Annotated in this window: 19 protein-coding genes and 1 tRNA gene; 8 read left to right on the top strand and 12 right to left on the bottom strand. The window is 52.0% G+C overall.

Annotated elements, in window-relative coordinates; translation table 11 throughout:
• From KF749_17620 to eda, 3 genes are all read left to right on the top strand, one after another.
• Positions 1 to 798, top strand: a 798-nt coding sequence (locus tag KF749_17620) for an NADP-dependent phosphogluconate dehydrogenase (GenBank protein ID MBX2992973.1), incomplete at its 5' end; no start/stop codon positions are given.
• Between the two features lie 94 nt (positions 799 to 892).
• A complete protein-coding gene (locus tag KF749_17615) occupies positions 893 to 1,978 on the top strand; it encodes a sugar kinase (protein MBX2992972.1) in 1,086 nt (361 codons plus the stop codon).
• A gap of 5 nt (positions 1,979 to 1,983) precedes the next feature.
• Positions 1,984 to 2,634, top strand: a complete 651-nt coding sequence (gene eda / locus KF749_17610; protein MBX2992971.1) for a bifunctional 4-hydroxy-2-oxoglutarate aldolase/2-dehydro-3-deoxy-phosphogluconate aldolase — start codon at positions 1,984 to 1,986, stop codon at positions 2,632 to 2,634.
• A gap of 121 nt (positions 2,635 to 2,755) precedes the next feature.
• On the opposite strand, the gene creD is transcribed toward eda, so the two are convergent.
• From creD to KF749_17550, 12 genes are all read right to left on the bottom strand, one after another.
• Complete coding sequence (gene creD, locus KF749_17605) at positions 2,756 to 4,090, bottom strand: cell envelope integrity protein CreD (protein ID MBX2992970.1); 1,335 nt, start codon at positions 4,088 to 4,090, stop codon at positions 2,756 to 2,758.
• Positions 4,091 to 4,174: 84 nt separating this feature from the next.
• Positions 4,175 to 4,474, bottom strand: coding sequence for a transcriptional regulator (locus KF749_17600; GenBank protein ID MBX2992969.1), 300 nt, complete (start codon positions 4,472 to 4,474; stop codon positions 4,175 to 4,177).
• Positions 4,471 to 5,013 carry a hypothetical protein gene (locus KF749_17595; GenBank protein ID MBX2992968.1) on the bottom strand — a complete coding sequence of 181 codons (543 nt, stop codon included), beginning with the start codon at positions 5,011 to 5,013 and terminating at the stop codon, positions 4,471 to 4,473. Before KF749_17595 ends, KF749_17600 begins: the two co-directional genes overlap by 4 nt.
• A gap of 262 nt (positions 5,014 to 5,275) precedes the next feature.
• Positions 5,276 to 5,348, bottom strand: a tRNA-Met gene (locus tag KF749_17590).
• Between the two features lie 58 nt (positions 5,349 to 5,406).
• A complete protein-coding gene (locus KF749_17585; GenBank protein MBX2992967.1) occupies positions 5,407 to 7,695 on the bottom strand; it encodes a hypothetical protein in 2,289 nt (762 codons plus the stop codon).
• Between the two features lie 63 nt (positions 7,696 to 7,758).
• Positions 7,759 to 8,064 (bottom strand): hypothetical protein, encoded by a 306-nt coding sequence (locus tag KF749_17580; protein MBX2992966.1) that lies wholly within the window; start codon positions 8,062 to 8,064, stop codon positions 7,759 to 7,761.
• A gap of 174 nt (positions 8,065 to 8,238) precedes the next feature.
• A complete protein-coding gene (locus tag KF749_17575; GenBank protein MBX2992965.1) occupies positions 8,239 to 8,778 on the bottom strand; it encodes a hypothetical protein in 540 nt (179 codons plus the stop codon).
• Positions 8,779 to 8,924: 146 nt separating this feature from the next.
• On the bottom strand, positions 8,925 to 9,638 hold the full coding sequence (locus tag KF749_17570; protein MBX2992964.1) for a hypothetical protein: 714 nt from the start codon (positions 9,636 to 9,638) through the stop codon (positions 8,925 to 8,927).
• On the bottom strand, positions 9,622 to 9,861 hold the full coding sequence (locus KF749_17565; GenBank protein ID MBX2992963.1) for a hypothetical protein: 240 nt from the start codon (positions 9,859 to 9,861) through the stop codon (positions 9,622 to 9,624). Before KF749_17565 ends, KF749_17570 begins: the two co-directional genes overlap by 17 nt.
• Before the next feature lie 291 nt (positions 9,862 to 10,152).
• Positions 10,153 to 10,515 (bottom strand): TonB family protein, encoded by a 363-nt coding sequence (locus KF749_17560; GenBank protein MBX2992962.1) that lies wholly within the window; start codon positions 10,513 to 10,515, stop codon positions 10,153 to 10,155.
• Between the two features lie 56 nt (positions 10,516 to 10,571).
• Positions 10,572 to 11,039: a cupin domain-containing protein gene (locus KF749_17555; protein MBX2992961.1), complete on the bottom strand. Its 468-nt coding sequence runs from the start codon at positions 11,037 to 11,039 to the stop codon at positions 10,572 to 10,574.
• Between the two features lie 28 nt (positions 11,040 to 11,067).
• Positions 11,068 to 12,042 (bottom strand): homocysteine S-methyltransferase family protein, encoded by a 975-nt coding sequence (locus KF749_17550; protein MBX2992960.1) that lies wholly within the window; start codon positions 12,040 to 12,042, stop codon positions 11,068 to 11,070.
• A 315-nt stretch (positions 12,043 to 12,357) separates the two neighbouring features.
• Between KF749_17550 and KF749_17545 the strand changes: the two genes are divergently transcribed.
• The 5 genes from KF749_17545 to KF749_17525 form a co-directional block, all read left to right on the top strand.
• The gene (locus KF749_17545; protein ID MBX2992959.1) at positions 12,358 to 15,282 is read left to right on the top strand and encodes a hypothetical protein; all 2,925 of its coding nucleotides are present in this window, start codon (positions 12,358 to 12,360) and stop codon (positions 15,280 to 15,282) included.
• A 3-nt stretch (positions 15,283 to 15,285) separates the two neighbouring features.
• Positions 15,286 to 15,948, top strand: coding sequence for a response regulator transcription factor (locus tag KF749_17540; protein MBX2992958.1), 663 nt, complete (start codon positions 15,286 to 15,288; stop codon positions 15,946 to 15,948).
• Positions 15,949 to 16,073: 125 nt separating this feature from the next.
• A complete protein-coding gene (locus KF749_17535; protein ID MBX2992957.1) occupies positions 16,074 to 16,445 on the top strand; it encodes a response regulator transcription factor in 372 nt (123 codons plus the stop codon).
• Entirely contained in the window at positions 16,442 to 16,921 is a 480-nt protein-coding gene (locus tag KF749_17530) for a hypothetical protein (protein MBX2992956.1), read from the top strand. Before KF749_17535 ends, KF749_17530 begins: the two co-directional genes overlap by 4 nt.
• Before the next feature lie 36 nt (positions 16,922 to 16,957).
• Positions 16,958 to 17,352: flagellar basal body rod modification protein (locus tag KF749_17525; protein MBX2992955.1), on the top strand; the 395-nt coding region annotated here is incomplete at its 3' end.

Below are 17,352 nucleotides of genomic sequence, written 5' to 3'. Positions count from 1 at the left end.
GTCTTCAAGAAATGGAATGAGGGAATTCTCGACAGCTATCTCATCGAAATCACGCGTGACATTCTCGCCTACAAGGATGCCGACGGCTCTCCGCTTGTTGACAAGATTCTTGACACTGCCGGACAGAAAGGAACGGGCAAGTGGACAAGTGTTGTTTCACTTGATCTCGGAATCCCGCTAACTCTTATCAGCGAAGCGGTTTACGGGCGATGCCTTTCTGCCATTAAGGAGGAACGTGTTGAAGCATCGAAGGTTCTCGCCGGACCGACCACATCATTCAATGGAAATAAAGAAGCATTTCTGAAGGATCTCGAACTTGCACTCTATGCGTCCAAGATCGTCTCGTACGCACAAGGCTTCACGTTGCTCCGTGAAGCAGCGAAGGAATTCAAATGGGACTTGAACTACGGAAGCATAGCATTGATGTGGCGTGGCGGTTGCATTATCCGGTCGGCTTTTTTGGGTAAGATCAATGATGCATTCAACACACATCCGACTCTTGCAAACCTTCTTCTCGATCCATTCTTCAAAAACAAGGTGGGTGAAGCGCAGCCTGCATGGAGGCGAGTAATTGCTGCCGCGGTAACGAACGGCGTGTGGATTCCGGCCTTCTCCACGGCTCTGAATTATTTCGACGGCTACCGCAATGCGCGGCTTCCTGCGAATTTGCTTCAAGCGCAACGTGACTATTTCGGCGCCCATCAGTACGAGCGGGTCGACAAACCCCGCGGTCAGTTCTTCCATACAAATTGGACGGGACGCGGCGGAGATACAGCCTCGTCAACATACAGCATCTGATTGTTATTGTTACAGCCCGGGTGTGTTTTCAGTATCGCGCCCGGGTTGAATGGTGCATATCATTCATTTTCACCATCTGCACAAGGACAATGTAATGGGATTGAAACTTCTCTCTTCTTCAGAGACTGAATTTGATTTACTCTCATTGGGGGAGTGCATGATACGCCTGAGTCCTCCGGGACATCAGCGGATTGAACTCACGCCCTACTTCGAAGCTTACGCCGGAGGCGGCGAATACAACGTTTCGTATGCATTGGCACGCTACGGACTTCGCACCGGATGGATTTCACGTTTGGTGGACAATCCGCTTGGTGCGTTCATCAAAAATCATGCACGCGCAAGCGGCATGGATTTGAGTGAAGTGATTTGGGTTCCGTATGACGGCAGCGGAAGAGCCGACCGCATCGGGCTGAACTTCACAGAAGTCGGGATGGGAGTCCGCGCAAGTGTTACGCTCTACGACCGCGGGCACACGGCCGTTGCTCATATGAAGCCGGGCGAAATTGATTGGAACAGAATCTTCGGCAAGCGAAAGTCACGGTGGTTTCATACGGGCGGTATCTTTGCGGCGCTCAGCGACAGTTGTGCGGAAGTGACGCGTGAAGCAATGAAAGCCGCTCACGACGCCGGAGCGGTTGTCAGTTACGATCTCAACTTCAGAAGCAAACTGTGGTCGAGCAAGAAGGCGATTGAGGTAACGAAGAATCTCGTTCCCTATATTGATGTTCTGATCGGAAACGAAGAGGATTTTCAGAAGGTACTGGGATTCGAGGTTGAAGGTGCCGACGAACATCTCAAAAGTCTTCCGATTGAAGGATACAAGAAGATGGTGGAGAAAGTCGTGAAGACATATCCCCACGTCCAAGCAGTCGGAACAACGTTGCGTGAAGTGGTAAGCGGATTGGTGAACAACTGGTCGGCAATCATGTATTACGACGGGAAGTTCTATGAATCCCGCCGTTATGAGAATCTTGAAGTGGAAGATAGGGTCGGCGGCGGAGACGGGTTCTGCAGCGGATTTGTATATGGTTTGCTGCACGGTATGTCTCCGCAAGAATGCGTCGAAATGGGGGCCGCCCATGGCGCGCTTCTGCAAAGTACCCGCGGCGATACCAGCATGGTGACGATGGAAGAAGTGAAGCACGTTATGGGCGGCGGAAGTGCACGAATTAAACGGTAACAAAAATGACTCGATCTGAAACTGTATCATATATCTGCTCGACGGGCGTTGTTGCCGTTATCAGAATGACCGATGCGCAGCGCCTCACAAAAGTTGTTGAAGCGATTGCAGCAGGTGGTGTGAAATGTATTGAGATCACCATGACGGTTCCCGGTGCCGTTGAACTCATCGACAGACTCACTCGTGAAATGCCTCCGGACATAGTTGTCGGAGCCGGAACGGTCACTGATGACGGGACGGCAAAAGCCGTCATCGATGCCGGTGCAAAATTCGTCGTGGGTCCCATTCTCAATCTGGAGGTAATACGGGCATGCAAATCTGCCGACATTGCCTGTATGCCCGGCTGCTATTCGCCGACCGAGATTCTTGCAGGTTGGAACGCAGGTGCCGATATCATAAAAGTCTTTCCTGCGACAAGCCTCGGTCCGAAGTTCTTCAAGGATATCGCGGGTCCTTTTCCCCACATCAAACTCATGCCTACGGGGGGCGTAAGCATAGAAAATGTTGGAGAATGGGTTGCGGCAGGCGCTGTGGCTGTTGGTATCGGGAGCGATTTAATGGACAAGAAAGCAATTCAGGAAGGTCGGTATGAAGTCTTGACGAACCGCGCCGCCTCTCTTACGAAGAATTTCAGAGAAGCAGTTGCAAGGAAGTAGCATCAATCCGGCTGTAAAAAAATGAACGGCCTCTGAATAACCAGAGGCCATGGTAACACAAATCTCAACAGAAAGAACATACACGGAGCGGATAGGACATCTCCTTGTCTCAGAACCAGGGCTACGCTGTGCCCTCTGACTTCCCTACAGTAAACCAATCGATCTTCCGTGTCAAGTACATCACCAAAGCGAGTACTGCAAACAGGCCGGTACTTCCGAACAGAAGGGCGTAGTCCTTCTCCTGCAATATCACGAAGAGAAACGTGTACAGCAGTGCAAGCAACGATGAGATTGTTGCTGCAAACCGGTTTGTGCCGAGCACGCTGCGTGAGTATCCGCCGATCAATAGGACGATCGCGGTGCTTGAGGTAACGTAGGCTAGCAGGAAAGACATGTGTTCTGAGAGCGACAGGAGTAGGCAGTAGAACAACACGAGGGCGAATCCGATCAGTGCATAGTGAACGGGATGGCCGACTTTATTCGTGAGGACTTCCGTGAGGAAGAAAGCGAGAAACGTCAGTGCAACGAACATAATCGCATATTTCGCCGAACGTAGCGTTTGCTGGTACTGGTCGAGCGGTGAGATGAGTTTCACGCCGAATGCGAATTGGTCGAACTGAATCTTTTCGTTCTCACCGGAGAGGCGCTCGCTGATCCACTGTTGGGGAAAATTGCGGTTGAGATGCAACACGCTCCACTTCGCATCGAACCCCGCCTCACCAACGGTGCGTTGATCCGGCAAAAACCTGCCGACGAAACTGGGCGATTTCCACGATGAGGAGACCGTCACGTTCGTCTCTTTTCCAACAGGGACGAATTGCAGTTGGTCGCTGCCATTCAAGTTGACTTTTACGGCAAACTCATCGTGTTGCTGACCGGGCGACAGTACCGGCTTTATGTTGATGCCGGACCGTAGCGAATTGTCGGCGCCGACACCCGGCTCGGCAGGGAATTCCTTGTTGCCCCACCGGACGTTGATGGCTTCCTTGACGCCCTTCAGATCACTGACGCCGAATGTGAGTGAGGCCTCTTCCCATACGACATCTTCCGCTTTGATGTTCAGCGCAGCAAGCCCTTCCAACGTGAATGTTCCCCGTATGTCCGCCACTGTATTGTAGAGGGTCACTTGGTAGATTCCTCTGTACCGTACTTCCGGAGATACGTTTGCTGAAATTGCCAACGTCGCAGGCAGTAGTTGAGCATGCTCAATCACGGTGCGTGCGTCTCCTTTTTCTGTTCGGATCATGCGCTTGAACGGCAATGTCAATACCGGTCCTGCAATGGTTTGCCGGGCTCCCCACTTTTCGCTTACCTCGGCGATTGCACTGTTGCGTGTTTGCTCACGCTCGGAAATCAGGCCCATCACCAGGACGGAGGGGATGAGCATCGCAAGGGTCAAACATCCGATGATGGTCATTCGCAACATGACAGATCGTTTCAACCAGCTATCGTTCATAAGATTCTCCATAACACATCGTTTCATTTGTCCGGTCTATTTCCGGATCGTATCAAGAAGTCATTGACAATGTTCGTTGATGAATCATTTCGGGATGTTGAGAAGTTGTGCAAGCGCGTCAACATGTTCGGCAAATGCTCTTCGTCCTGCTGCCGTTGCAGAATAGGTTGTGAGCGGCTTCCTGCCCCGGAACGACTTCTTGACCTTGACATAGCCCTCCTCTTCAAGCGCATTCGCATGCGATGCAAGGTTACCATCGGTTGTGCCAAGAAGCCCTTTGAGAGAGTTGAAATCGAGCGCATCGTTCACGACGAGAGAAGACATAAGGCCGAGTCGGATCCGGTTTTCAAAGACCTTATTCAGATTTTCAATTGAACTGCTCATCGCTCATAATTGAAATAGACCCGTAGTCCGAATACAATGTGGCCGATGCCAAAACCGAGTGCCCAGAAGATCAATCCATCTTCCGGGACAAACATTGCAAGAACCCCGAGTGCAAGTTGTGCTATGCCGAGAATCCGGACCTCAGTGATTGTGTACTTGCTTGCGCTAAAGAGTGCCAGGCCATAGAAGACGAGCATCGTCGCCGGGAGGAGTAAGTAGACTCCGTGGTGCATCAAAGAGATACAGAAAACTCCGCCTGCGGCAAGAGGGATGGCGAGTTCCGTCACCAAGTGTCTTGCGGCTGCGTTCCAGACCGGCAGGCCCTTTTGTCTGGCCATACGGCTGGAGAAAATGACAGCAAGGCCAATCGCAACAAGGAGGACAAGGATGGCATCACTAACGAGATGGTGTATCAGGTCTTCAGGAGGAACCCGCGTATGAATATACTGTGCATACCCTACTCCGATGAGCGCAACGCATCCGATGGCAATCCCCGCAACGCCGCTCAGCGACAATATCCGTGAGGATTTTTCCATCATTGATCGAATCTCCGAGAGATCCTGTCCGGGGTTATTCATGCTGTACCTATTATTGTTACAAAGTACTTTGTTATGCAAAGTAATATAGCATAACGGACCTCCATTGTCAAGTGTGGAGAGATAAACGAAGTCAGTGTGTAAGATGTAGAAGATGAACTGCGGAAGGAGGGAGGCAAATCATGAAAGGAAAAAATTTGAACCTACCCGAACAATACAAAAGGGATAACTTATGTAGAATCAGTAAGTTATCCCTTTGGGTTTGTAGCGGGGACAGGACTTGAACCTGCAACCTTCGGGTTATGAGCCCGACGAGCTACCAATTGCTCCACCCCGCGATCTTTGTGTGCAACAATATACGAACCTTCGGCTCGTGAGTCAAGTTGCGGAAGCGGCTTATTCCACGTACTGTGGCAGAAGAAACGGCGTAGAGACAGGCTTTCTCCGTTTCTGAATCCTCATTCCGAAACCTTGTTTCAGCGTCTTTTCATCATATCCCAGCGGCAACAGAAGCGTTTCAACGGCCTTGAATGTTATCTCAACGTATTTCTCGATATCGTATCCGTCGTCGAACGAGTATAATGATAGCGGTTTTGCTTTTTCAGGTTTCTTCTTTCCTGTCGAGTCGAGCAGGATATATTCAATGGATTCTCCCGGCTGCAACTTGATGCCGGCTTCTTCAAGCGCTTTTGCTACTTCAGCGTTAGCGCTTCGGTTCTTATACTCGGAAGCTTCCTGTGAGATGTGTCGCCGAATGACCAGCTCCAACGGATCGGCCTTTCCCGAACGAAGCATTTCGACGTACTCCTTGGCCTTTGCAAGAGCGGCAGGAGCCAGCATCTTCACGTCAGTTATGTTTTCGGCTTCGCCGAGAATCTCCAACATCTCTCCCTGCATCCGTTTGATAAACTTCGGCGTGTCACGTCGCCTGACTTCAATCCCACGGACCTTGATCTCCTTGTTCGTATAAAATCCAACGTAACGGTTCGCCGTCGGGATGTTCGGATCCATCTTTGAAGTAGGGAAGAGAATCCAATTATAAATGCCCTCAAGAGAAATCTCGATGTTCGTCTTTGTGCTTACCTCGGTACACAGTGCCTCGTAGTCTTCTTCCGTTGCGCCATCTCTTTTGAGCCACATGCAATCTATAATGGCATGAAGAAACTTGTACCCCCGCGCCTCGGCAATTTCCTTTGCTGTCAGGATGGCGTCGCGGGAGAAAGCATTCACAGATTCATGCGCCTCGATTTTGCCGAAGCGGGCGTTCTTGTATCCCAAATATCCAAAACAGGTGACGAGCATCCACTTGAGTGCATTCTGTCGCCGGTCGTAGATGTGCCAGCGTTCATCTCCCGACTTCTTCAGTCTCTTCTTTTCCTTTTTGTAGAATGAACGCTTCGTCACAATCGGCCGCAGCGTTTCGGGGACAATGCCTTTTCGTTTTGTGCAGATGGTGTATTTCAATTCCGGCACGGCTTCGTTTGTGCAGCACCGGCAGTTGACTGTTTCGGGCGAGACGTTATGCTGCACCATGATCGTCGGATACATCGAAACGAAATCCAGTTCGCCGATTTGTTCGTGGTAGCCCATAACGGGCTGAAAGATGAGTCCGCCGCGATCAGCAAGCAGCAACGTTGCCGCCGATTTGAATTCCTCCGGCTCGCGCTTCTTTGCAGGAATCAAATAATTGTTCCTGTACGCCCACGAAAGTTGCATCGAGGAAAGCGCCGTGCCGATGGTCGAGCGGGATTGATGCTGGACAGGAAGTTGTGTGAGTCGGGCAATTTCCACTACGCCATCAAGACTCGCTTCACCCATCATGAATGAGTTTTCGATGTCGAGATGCCAGCGTCCTGCAAGCTCGAATGCGCCGTCCTTGTGTACCATCTTGCCGTACACGAAATAGCTCGACTCCCTTGTTGTAAAGTATCCGGCCCGCTTGTCACGATTGAGCAACAAAGGAATCTTCAGTTCATCAGAAAGTTTCACCAGCAGCGGCAGCAAAATCGCATCGCCGTATTCCGTCAGTATGATATCCGGGTCGCAGCGTTTGAGATGATGATTGACGGCATGCAGTATTTCCGCGGGCTGGTCGTTTTCCAGACTGTACGTTTCTCCGTCGTAGCTGATTTCTATCTGATATGATTTTCTGAATTTGGGAGAGACGAAGTCGGGCCGGTTCATCAACTTCATGGTGGTGAGGGGAGGCATCGTATAAACAGATGCATCGTAGGTGTCTTGGAGATGCCATTCCGTCAACATTCCGTTCTCGTTGATGCAGTAGTCGCCCAATGCAAGGGGAAAGAGTCCTGTTTCGTACAGATAGATTTGCTGTGTCTGAATGTCGGAGTTGAAGAAGACGTAGTGGGGGAAGTGCCGCTCGAGCCGCTGCACAACCTGCTTGAAACGCAGCGTATCGTGGACATTTATGCGAAGAACGTTCCATTCTTCGTTCGAGTACAATTCCTTGCGTGTGACACGATCGAGAGTGATGTTGAAGGGAAGGGACCGGACGAGTGCCGCGACACGCTGTTCTTGTTCGCGTGAAACGTGCATGAAGAACGACGGCACGAAGGGCACGAACGCCTGATGCTTCACGCCCTCCTTGTCAATCAACCAAAGGCGAATGCCTTCGGAGGAAGGATAGATATCGAACAGCCAGCCGGTGATGATGGAAGGTGACACGAGTGCTGATCCCCTTTTTCAACCGCGAATGGACGCGAATCAACGCGAATAAAGGTATTTGGATTAGCGTTCATTCGCGTGAATTAGCGGTTCTTTCATTTGATTGCTTTGGTCCACTCCCTCTAACAACGAAACTCTCATTTTGAGGTTCTGAATCACCCTTTGCTGCGACACTAACATTGCCATCGCAATACTCTCAAACGGAATCGGACGGGCGGCGTATGCGCAGCTTGCCAATTGCAACCGCGCAGCCCTGAAAAGTTCATCCAGCGCCTCCTGGTCTTCCTGCCGCAGGCCGCGTCGGAATTTCGTCCAGCTTTCCATCTCCTGCTGGATGACCATCGTGAATGTTGGTACCGTTCTGCCCATAGCTTCCTCTTTGTGTAGGGACATGCCTCTCCAAAGGAGCCCTTTGGGCCGGCATGTCCTGCATTAGGTCATCGTAATCTACCAAACCCTTTCAAACTGGAGGACACGACGGAGTCGTGTCCCTACTCGGCGGTCTCCTAATCAGTAGGGACATGCCTCCGGCATGTCCTGCCTTTAGGTTATCCGCAACCTGCCGAACTTCTTCGAGTTTACTATCATGTACAGTGCCTTGCCCGATATGTGATACTTCTCTTCCAGTATCTTTTCAAACTCCGCAAACGAAATTGGTTTTGCATTGGGATTGTCAATATCATGTTCCCACATCACAGGATTGGGCGAGATATACTGCTGGACCATGAAGAAATCAACGTCGTAGCGGATCACGTGATCATAAAAGCGGGATTGCCAGAGAGGTTCTTTGAATTGAAGCCCCGCGTTTTGGACCTTGATTGTAACGCCGGATTTGTAAGCTCCAATGATTGTTGAGAGAGAGCCTTTGACGGGTTTTCCAAATTGTCGTTGGCGTGGGGCCGGTTGCAATTCGTTGGCAGGACACGACGGAGTCGTGTCCCTACGTGATGTTTCTTTGATAGTGATGATAGCATGGAGATGATTTGGCATGACTTGAAAAGCATCAAGAGAGACGTTGGGATAATGGTTCGGGATAGCCCGAAAATCCGCTTCAACAATCTTACCTATATGCGAAAATATCATTGCAGAATTCCTTACATCACCCCAAAGGCATTGACGCTCCGCTGCACAGACAGTGACGTAATACGATCCGGGTGTAGAATAATTATAGCCCGGTAGGCGTATTGACTTGCGATGATGAATTCGAGGGTCGTAAACCACCCATTCTCTCATTTCTGTGTTCTCTGTGGCAAAACTTTCATGGAAACATTTCTCGTTTCACAAACAATGCGCTGTCCCGAGTCAGTATCCACCGCACGATACACCTCATCCATTGCCAGCCGGAGTTTCGGGAACAGCGCATTACGTTCGTTCGATGCTAATTTCATGTCAAGTGAGGCAAGAAGTACGGAGATGTTGCCTTGCTTCAGTTTGTGCAGTGCTGCAATCACCCGCTGTATGCTTGCCTTCACTTCAAACAGCGGCGCCTGCTCGTCATAAAACGTGTCCAGCAGCCCGAAGATGATAACGATGGGGCATTGCTTCTTCCGCACAAATGCCGGTAGACGCTGGGTGATTGTCGCCTCCATCTGATAGCAGGTGAATGCACGCGAAATGAAGATGCGCTCCAGCAATTGCTCGGGCGTTACCCGCTGCCGCGCAGGACGCTGACTCGTCACCTTTCTTGCAAACTCGGCGATGTAGTACGCATCGAACCGGTTGGTGCCATCCACCAATGCAATCGGTACGCCTGCAAGCAGCGCATGCGAGGCTGCATACAGCGACAGGCGAAACACACTCCGGTCACCGTGCAGGCAGTAGAGCTTGCCCGGCGGCGCCGTGTTGAACTGCCGCAGCAGGGTTGTGTACGGCACGAGTGTTTGTCCGGACTGCAAAGCCGGCGGCGGCTGCACTGTCGAATGTTTGTTATACTGCCAGTGCATACTCCCTCGCGGCACATTCCTCGCAGATACCATCCGGCGTGTAGCGGACGGAACATTCGCGGCACACAACCAGGTTTTCTTCGAGACAGGATTGGCAATAGACTTCATTGAGCGAGTCGTCCATCCGGCCGCGGAGTTCGTGCAGTTCCCGCTCGCCCAACGGATGCTCGCACAGGCAACACGTTGCAGCGGAAAGAGTTAGCACACGTTCGACGTCTTTCATCACATCACCTTTTGTATGGGTCGTTGTTTCAGGCTGATGTAATGATACGACAAATTTGTCGTCTTGTCAAGAGGCAAGATAACAAATTTGTCGTATAAATGATTTAGGATTCTCGAAGGCAGGTAAGAATGGGTGATCCACAAAGATCACGAAGTTGCACGAAGCAACGAAACGGTACAATGGTTTTCATCCTATTGGCGTCCCTTCGTGGACTTAGTGGATAACAATCCCCCAAACAAAAGACTGCGCCCCTCGCGGGACGCAGTCTTGTCTCGTTGCGTTGTTGCCGGATTACCTCTTGTTCTTGAACGTGAACGGAATTTTCACCCGGCTCTTTACCGCCTTGTCCTGCATTGTGGCAGGGGCGTAATCAGCGTTGGCCGCAGCCGTGATGGCGGCGTTGTTGAATACCGGGTGATCTTCCTTCACGAGGTTGATCTGCGTTGCCTTCCCGTCTTCACCAACCTGGACTTCCACCACAACTTCGCCCTCCATTTTGTACGCGCGGGCATAGTCGGGGTACGCAGGCTTGTCAATCCGGATGACTTCCGCCGGCTTCATTGCCACCGGTGAGGTCGGGATCGCCGAGTCGTTGCCCTTCACGGGCGAAATCGAAACGACGGATGAGACGAGTGTTGCAAGAAGGTAGTTCATGATGTTGCTCCTTTATGAGTGTTGATGTTTGATTATTGTTTGATTGTGATTTGGTTTTAGTTCTTCAATACATCCTGCTCAAGCAATGCCGGGAACGGCGTCACCAGCGTTCGTTCGCTGTTCGGAGGCGCAGGAACTTGCTCCATTGGCATGAGTGGTTCTTCAAACGTACTCATTACCGTGTTGCTGGAGAAGAAGCCGACAACCCGGACTTTCTCCTTCCCGATATTCCTCACTGAATGCGGCTCCATTGCAGGAACAACAGCCAGCGTTCCCTCGACAGCAATCCCGGTTTCGTCGCCGATCGTCACCTCTGCCTTTCCGCCCAGAATCAGCAGTACTTCTTCGGCGGTGTCGGTGTGTGAGGGGACTTTCTTGCCCGGTTCAAGTTCGAAGTAGACCAGAGCCGTACTCTTGTTTCCCGTTGCGACGGAAAGGGGAAATACTCCTGATACCCGCGCTTCGTTGTCGTTTTCCTGACCGAACAGCGTTTTCTTCAGCGTGTTTAGATTTACTGTTTGCATGAGATCCTCCATCTCTTTCTCTCTTAGATTAATTGTGATTGTTGATTACTACTGTTTCGAAAAGCGGCACGCGCGCCTCCGCAATCTGCTCGATGTGCCGATGGTCTGTTCCGCAGCATCCGCCCAGAATGTTCAAGTTCTTGAGTCGGCGTGTGAGTTCGGCGTACTGCATTCCGAGTTCCAGCGGATTCCCTGCATCGAGTTCTGTTGAGTCATTCAGTTCTGCATGACTCTTGCGTGACGCATTGGCTCTCAGTCCACGAATCCGGTCGAACACAGGATCGTTTGTCAGAATATGATCGAAATGCGTCGGGTGTGCGCAATTGATCATGTAGTAAGCCGGATAGCAGCCCGTTGCCGCTTCAACTTCACGGATGGCATCTCGCAGCGCCTGTCCGGTCGGAAGATTGCCGTCGGTTTCGACGGTGAAGGAGATTGCAACAGGCAGCTCCGCACGCTGCGCAGCCCGTGCAATCCCGATTGCCTCGGCAGTGTAGTTCATGGTAATCGCGCTGACCATATCTGCCGCTGTTTCGACAAAGGTGAACACCTGTTCGCTGTGATACTCTTCTGCTTCTTTCTCGTTCATCACAGCGGTCGGCACATATCCGTCACCGCGAGGACCGAGGCATCCGCTAATCACCAGATGCTCCAGTGCCGCGTCGAACTCATCCCGAATCTCTTCAAGAAGAAAAATTGACTTGCGATTCGCATCCGCCAGCTCCTCTCTTGAGTATCCTATTTTCCTCGCCCAATCCGGATTGGCGCGCCAGGTTGCGCTTTCCAAAATCAATCCCGTTCCGTAGCGTGCAGCCACCTCGGCGTACGTGCGGAAGTATTTGCGCAGCAGGTCGGTTCCTCTCGAATAGCTGAGAAGGTCGAACGCCGAAAAGTAAGGAAGCTCGGCCCCCTCATGAAAAATCAACGTGCTTTCAATCCCGCCATCTGTCAAAAACAACTCGCCGCCGAGTTGCGGAAGTGCGTATCCGTATTTGCTTGCCATATGATCCTCCTTGTTGAAAATTGCTGTTCCATAGTTTCCGAATGACGGGTGCAAATATAGCTCATCAAGGGGGGCGAAGTCTTTCAGGCATGTTGCGATGTGTTGGACAGATGTCGCTCGGGATGGTGATGGGGGAGAGATGATTGCCGAATCCGGCTCATATTCAGCATTTCTGTTGTCGTACTGTTGCATAGATTTGTACAAATGTAGCAGGGAAGTAAGAAATGCCGAATCGGGCGGCCTCCACCGGGCAGCAATTTCTGTTGACTCACATCGGCCTGCGTTGTAGATTGGTTTCAATCCGTTCACTCAATAATGCGCCATCTCCCCAAAATCCTCAGGAAATTCCGGGCTGAAATCCGGCTGCTTGCCGGATTTGCTTGCTGTCTCCTTCTCACCGAAGCGCGGGCGCAAGTTCTCCCTTTTCACACCTATTCAGTAAACGATGGACTGCTGCAATCTACCGTCTACTCCGTGTTTCAGGATTCCAAGGGATTTCTCTGGGTCGGAACGCAAGACGGAGTCAGCAGATTCGACGGCTACACCTTCACCAATTTTACTACCGAAGAAGGTCTCATCAACAACCGGGTTTTGTGCATTGCGGAAGATGCGGCAGGGGCGATATTGCTTGGCACTGCCGGAGGGGCGTCTCGCTTCTTGAATGGCCGGTTTGAATCATTCGGCAGCGGGCAGGGATTGCCGGAGGGCATCGTATATTCCATTCTTCCCGATCAGGATGGCTCGCTTCTCATGGGGACGCAGAAGGGGCTCTTGCTTTTCGATTCTGATTCAGTTAGAAGGTTGGTTGAGGGCGAAGTGTTTTCGATATACCGGCTGAAGTCCGGAGCAATTTGGTTGGGTATGAAAGACAAAGCTGTTGAGCTGCGAGGTACGGTTTCCAGAACGTACGGCGCGGAATCCGGCGTGCCTGCTTCCGCCGTAAAGTGTTTAGTTGAGAATAAGGACGGCGTGTTGTTCATGGGAACTGAAGGAGACGGCGTATTCAGGAAAGAAGGAGAAAAATTCATCCCTGTCGGTTCAACGGTTGCAGAGAGATCACAGGAAGTATACGCGTTGACTCTGGATGACGGAGGCGGAGTGTGGGCAGGTACGTACGGAGCCGGAGTTGTGAGATATGCTGAAGGCACGCATTCACAATACTCTCTTGAAAACGGGCTCCCGAGCAAAGTCGTCCGCTCGATCGTTCAGGATCGTGAGGGGAATATGTGGTTCGGCACGTACGCAGGAGTTGCCCGCCTCGGCTCCGATAATATCCAGGCGTACACTACTGCAATCGGGCTTTCCAACAACATCGTCATGGCGATCGCCGAAGGGCCGGAAGGCAGCATCTGGTTTGGAACCTACGGCGGGGGAGCCAGCCGGCTTTCGCATGGCGAGTTTCAAACCTTCGACACGTCGTCCGGTTTGCCGCACAATACCATCAGAGCCGTGTTGAGAGACCGTCAAGGCACAATCTGGCTTGGCACGCACAAAGGAGCAGCCCGGCTGAGTGGCCGGACGGTGAGAGTTTTCGATAAACGTCATGGGCTGCCGGGTGATGTTATTCTGTCTCTTTTGGAAGATAAACGCGGGCGAATCTGGATGGGGACGTTTGATGGAGGAGTTTGCATACTCGATGGTAACAAGACTCATGTGTACGACACGCGGCATGGCCTTCCGAGCAACAGGGTTCGCTCGATTGAGGAGGATGCCGAAGGGAATATCTGGCTTGGCACCGATGGCGGCTTGAGCAAGTTCGACGGCAGAGAGTTCTCGCATTTCACAACCAAAGACGGGCTGGCAAACAATACCATCCGCGCCATTGCCGTTCACACCGATGGCTCGATCTGGTGCGCAACCGACGGGGGAGGCATCAGCGTGTATCGCAACGGTTCGTTCACCAACTATACAACAAAAGAGGGACTTGCAAACAACGTTTGCTTCTTTGCATTGGAAGATTCCCGCGGCAACATGTGGATCGGGACAAACAAAGGGATCAGCCGGTTTGACGGAAGTTCATTCAAGACGTATTCTGTAAAAGACGGGCTGGTTTCGAATGAAATGAACTCCGGAGCCGCTTTGCGTGATCGTTCCGGCCATCTCTGGTTCGGTTCTTCCCACGGTGCAATACGAATTGACCCCAAGGATTCTGAAGTGCAGAAAACGCCCCCGCCTACGTACATCACACGGCTGAGAGTATTTGACAACGATGAGCCTCTGCAGGACGGCTTGCAGCTTTCGTACAAGCAGAACCTGCTTGAGTTCGATTTCGTTGCCATTCACCTCACAGCGCCACATACTCTCGAGTATCACTATATGCTCGAGGGAATAGATGACGAGTGGCGAACCACGACACAGCGCAGCATACCCTACGGGTCGGTTCCGCCGGGAGAGTACCGCTTTGCCGTAACGGCGAGAATTCCCGGGGGCGAATGGAATCCCCGGATGGCCACTCTCGCATTTACGATCTCGCCGCCGTTCTGGGGAACGTGGTGGTTCAGACTTACGGCAGCAGTCTTGGCTGTTCTGGTTGTGGGAATCGTCTTGCGGAAACGCTCGCAAAGTGTCCGAATCGAGCAAGAACGCCGGCAGGAATTCTCACGTCGCTTGATTGAATCCCAGGAAGCTGAAAGAAAACGCATTGCCTCGGGCCTGCACGACAGTCTCGGCCAGAATCTTCTTGTCTTGAAGAACATGCTTCAGCAAACGACCGAGAGCCAGACGCAGAACCCGCATGTGCACGAAGAACTCAGCCAGCTCTCCGAACTCGCCCAACAATCGCTGGATGAAGTACGGGAGATCTCTTTCGATCTTCACCCCCACGTTCTCGACCGCCTCGGATTGCGCAGGGCAATTGAAACGATGGTGGAGAAAATGACATCAGGTTTTCCGACGACAATCTCGGCAAGCTTTGACGGCTTACCCGACCGTCTGGACCATCAGTATGAGATCGGCATGTACCGGATTGTGCAGGAGGCCTTGTCCAATGTTGTGAAGCACTCAGCCTCAAAAAATGCATCAGTACGAATTCAAAAAACCGCAACCGGACTTGAGTTGCAGGTGAGTGATGATGGCACGGGCTTCGATGCCGAGACGTTTCTCTCACGTCCCCCTGAGCAGTGGAGCCTCGGGCTTGTGAACATTGCCGAACGTGTCAGGCTTTTGGGAGGCACGTATGCCCTCGAGTCGAAACCGGGAGCCGGAACAGTGTTGACTGTACAGATTCCTCTCGGCAATTGAACAATGACTGAACGACCCGTTAGTACGGTAATCTTTGCTGATGATCATCCCCTGTTCAGGCAGGGACTTCTGCGAACTGTTGAACATGATCCGTCCGTATCCGTAGTCGGTGAAGCGGGAAATGGAAAGGATGCCCTCAAGCTCATTCTTGAACGGAAACCCGACATCGCGGTGCTGGATATTTCGATGCCGGGAATGGAAGGGTTGGATGTGGTGAGAGCCGCGGTGAAGGATGAATCCTGTACAACCGAATTCATCATCCTGACGATGTTCAAAGAAGAAGCATACTTCACCGAAGCGATGGATGTGGGCGTGAAAGGGTATTTGCTGAAAGACAGCGCGCCTGCGGATATTCTCGCATGCATCAAATCCGTAGCGGATGGCATTCCGTATGTGAGCCCGCTGGTCTCACATTATCTTGTCCGACGAACGACAAAGCTTGTACATCGTAGCCCGAAGCCTTCCATTGATGATCTTACGCAGCAAGAACGCCGCGTTCTCAAACTCCTCAGCCAAAACAAAACCAGCCGTGAGATTGCCGATGAACTCAGTATCAGCGTCAGGACAGTCCAACATCACCGCAACAACATCTGCACGAAGCTGAATCTGGAAGGATATAATAAGCTCCTCCAGTTCGCCCTCGAAAACAAGAACAGGCTTGCTTAGGCAGTAGCCGGCGTCGCCGCGTCCGACGACGCATCATAGGCACATCTGCCCATAAGATCCCGCACTTCACTCCATTGTAATTCCCTCCCGGTAATTCTATCATCTTCACACCAATTCACAATCACATGCGAATTCTACTCGTTGACGACAGCGCCATGTTCCGCAATCTTGTTCGGAAGTTCTTGAGCCGTAACCTATTGGGGGAAAATGAGATACTGGAATGTTCCAATGGACATGAAGCATTCCATTCGTACCGCACCTTTTCTCCGGACTGGGTACTGATGGATATTATGATGGGAGGGTCGGACGGACTTGTTGCAGCGCGACAAATTCGGGAGATCGACCCGCATGCGCGGATTGTTATGCTCACGCAATTTAACGAGCGCGCATACCGCGAGGAAGCGAAGGCAATAGGGGCAAGAGGATATGTGCTGAAGGAGTATCTCGGCAGTATTCTTCCGCTGCTCAGTTCACAATCGGAGGCTCGACAAGAATGAAACGATGGTTCTTTTTGGCTGTTCTGATAATCTGCGGCTCGCTTCTTTCGTGCAGGCAGGCTGCGAAGGATGCAGAGAAGCAACCTGCAACGCAGGAGCACACCGCAAGCACTGCCGGTCATGTACCCCCGAATCACGCGCGTATACTTGGCGAGATTGTCGAGATCGAGTCGGCGACATTCGACCCGCCGGATGTCGAAAGCCCTTGCTCGAAGGCTCCGTGTGTGGCAAAGGTCCGTGTCATTTCCGTGATGACTGCAGGGATGGGGTTCCCCCAGCCGTTCCTGGAAGGAACCACCTACCGGATGAAGTTTGCCTATACACTCAACCCGACGGAAACAATTCTGCCCGATATGCAGCCGTCACTTCCCGGCCTGCATGCGGGCCTACGGTTCAAAGCCGACATTGCCGGATATGAAACACTTGAAGGCGACATCCAACCGCGCTATACGGTTTTCAGCTACGAACGACAATAGCAATCAATCATCCCCAACAAAATCAAGGAGGATTTCATGAAGAGACGAACAGTATTGCTGCTTGCCGGCGTTATGATGGCAATTGGAGCCGCCGGTGTTTGGCTGTTGCCGAGTCAGGAATCGGAAATGCCGCAGGCGCCGCGGCCGCCAAAGATCCGTTCATCGGCCGGAAGCAATGATGACCCGTACGGCCGGGCCCGACACGAGTGGTTGCGTTTGCATGATCCGGCAACAGGCGAAATTCCAGCGGGTATCAGGGATCGTGAACTTGCCTTTGCGGCATCGCTGCCAACGCGGGAAAACGCCCAAGGTGTGTCGAATGCCGCAATCAATTGGAGTCGGCGCGGGCCCTACAACGTAGGGGGCCGTACTCGTGCCATGGCGTATGATTTGTCGAACACGAGCGTCATTCTTGCCGGAGGAGTCAGCGG

The organism is Bacteroidota bacterium (genome assembly GCA_019637975.1).
In the GTDB taxonomy this organism is placed as follows: Bacteria; Bacteroidota; Ignavibacteria; order UBA10030; family UBA6906; genus CAADGV01.
This window is presented reverse-complemented; position numbering and strand designations above follow the sequence as displayed.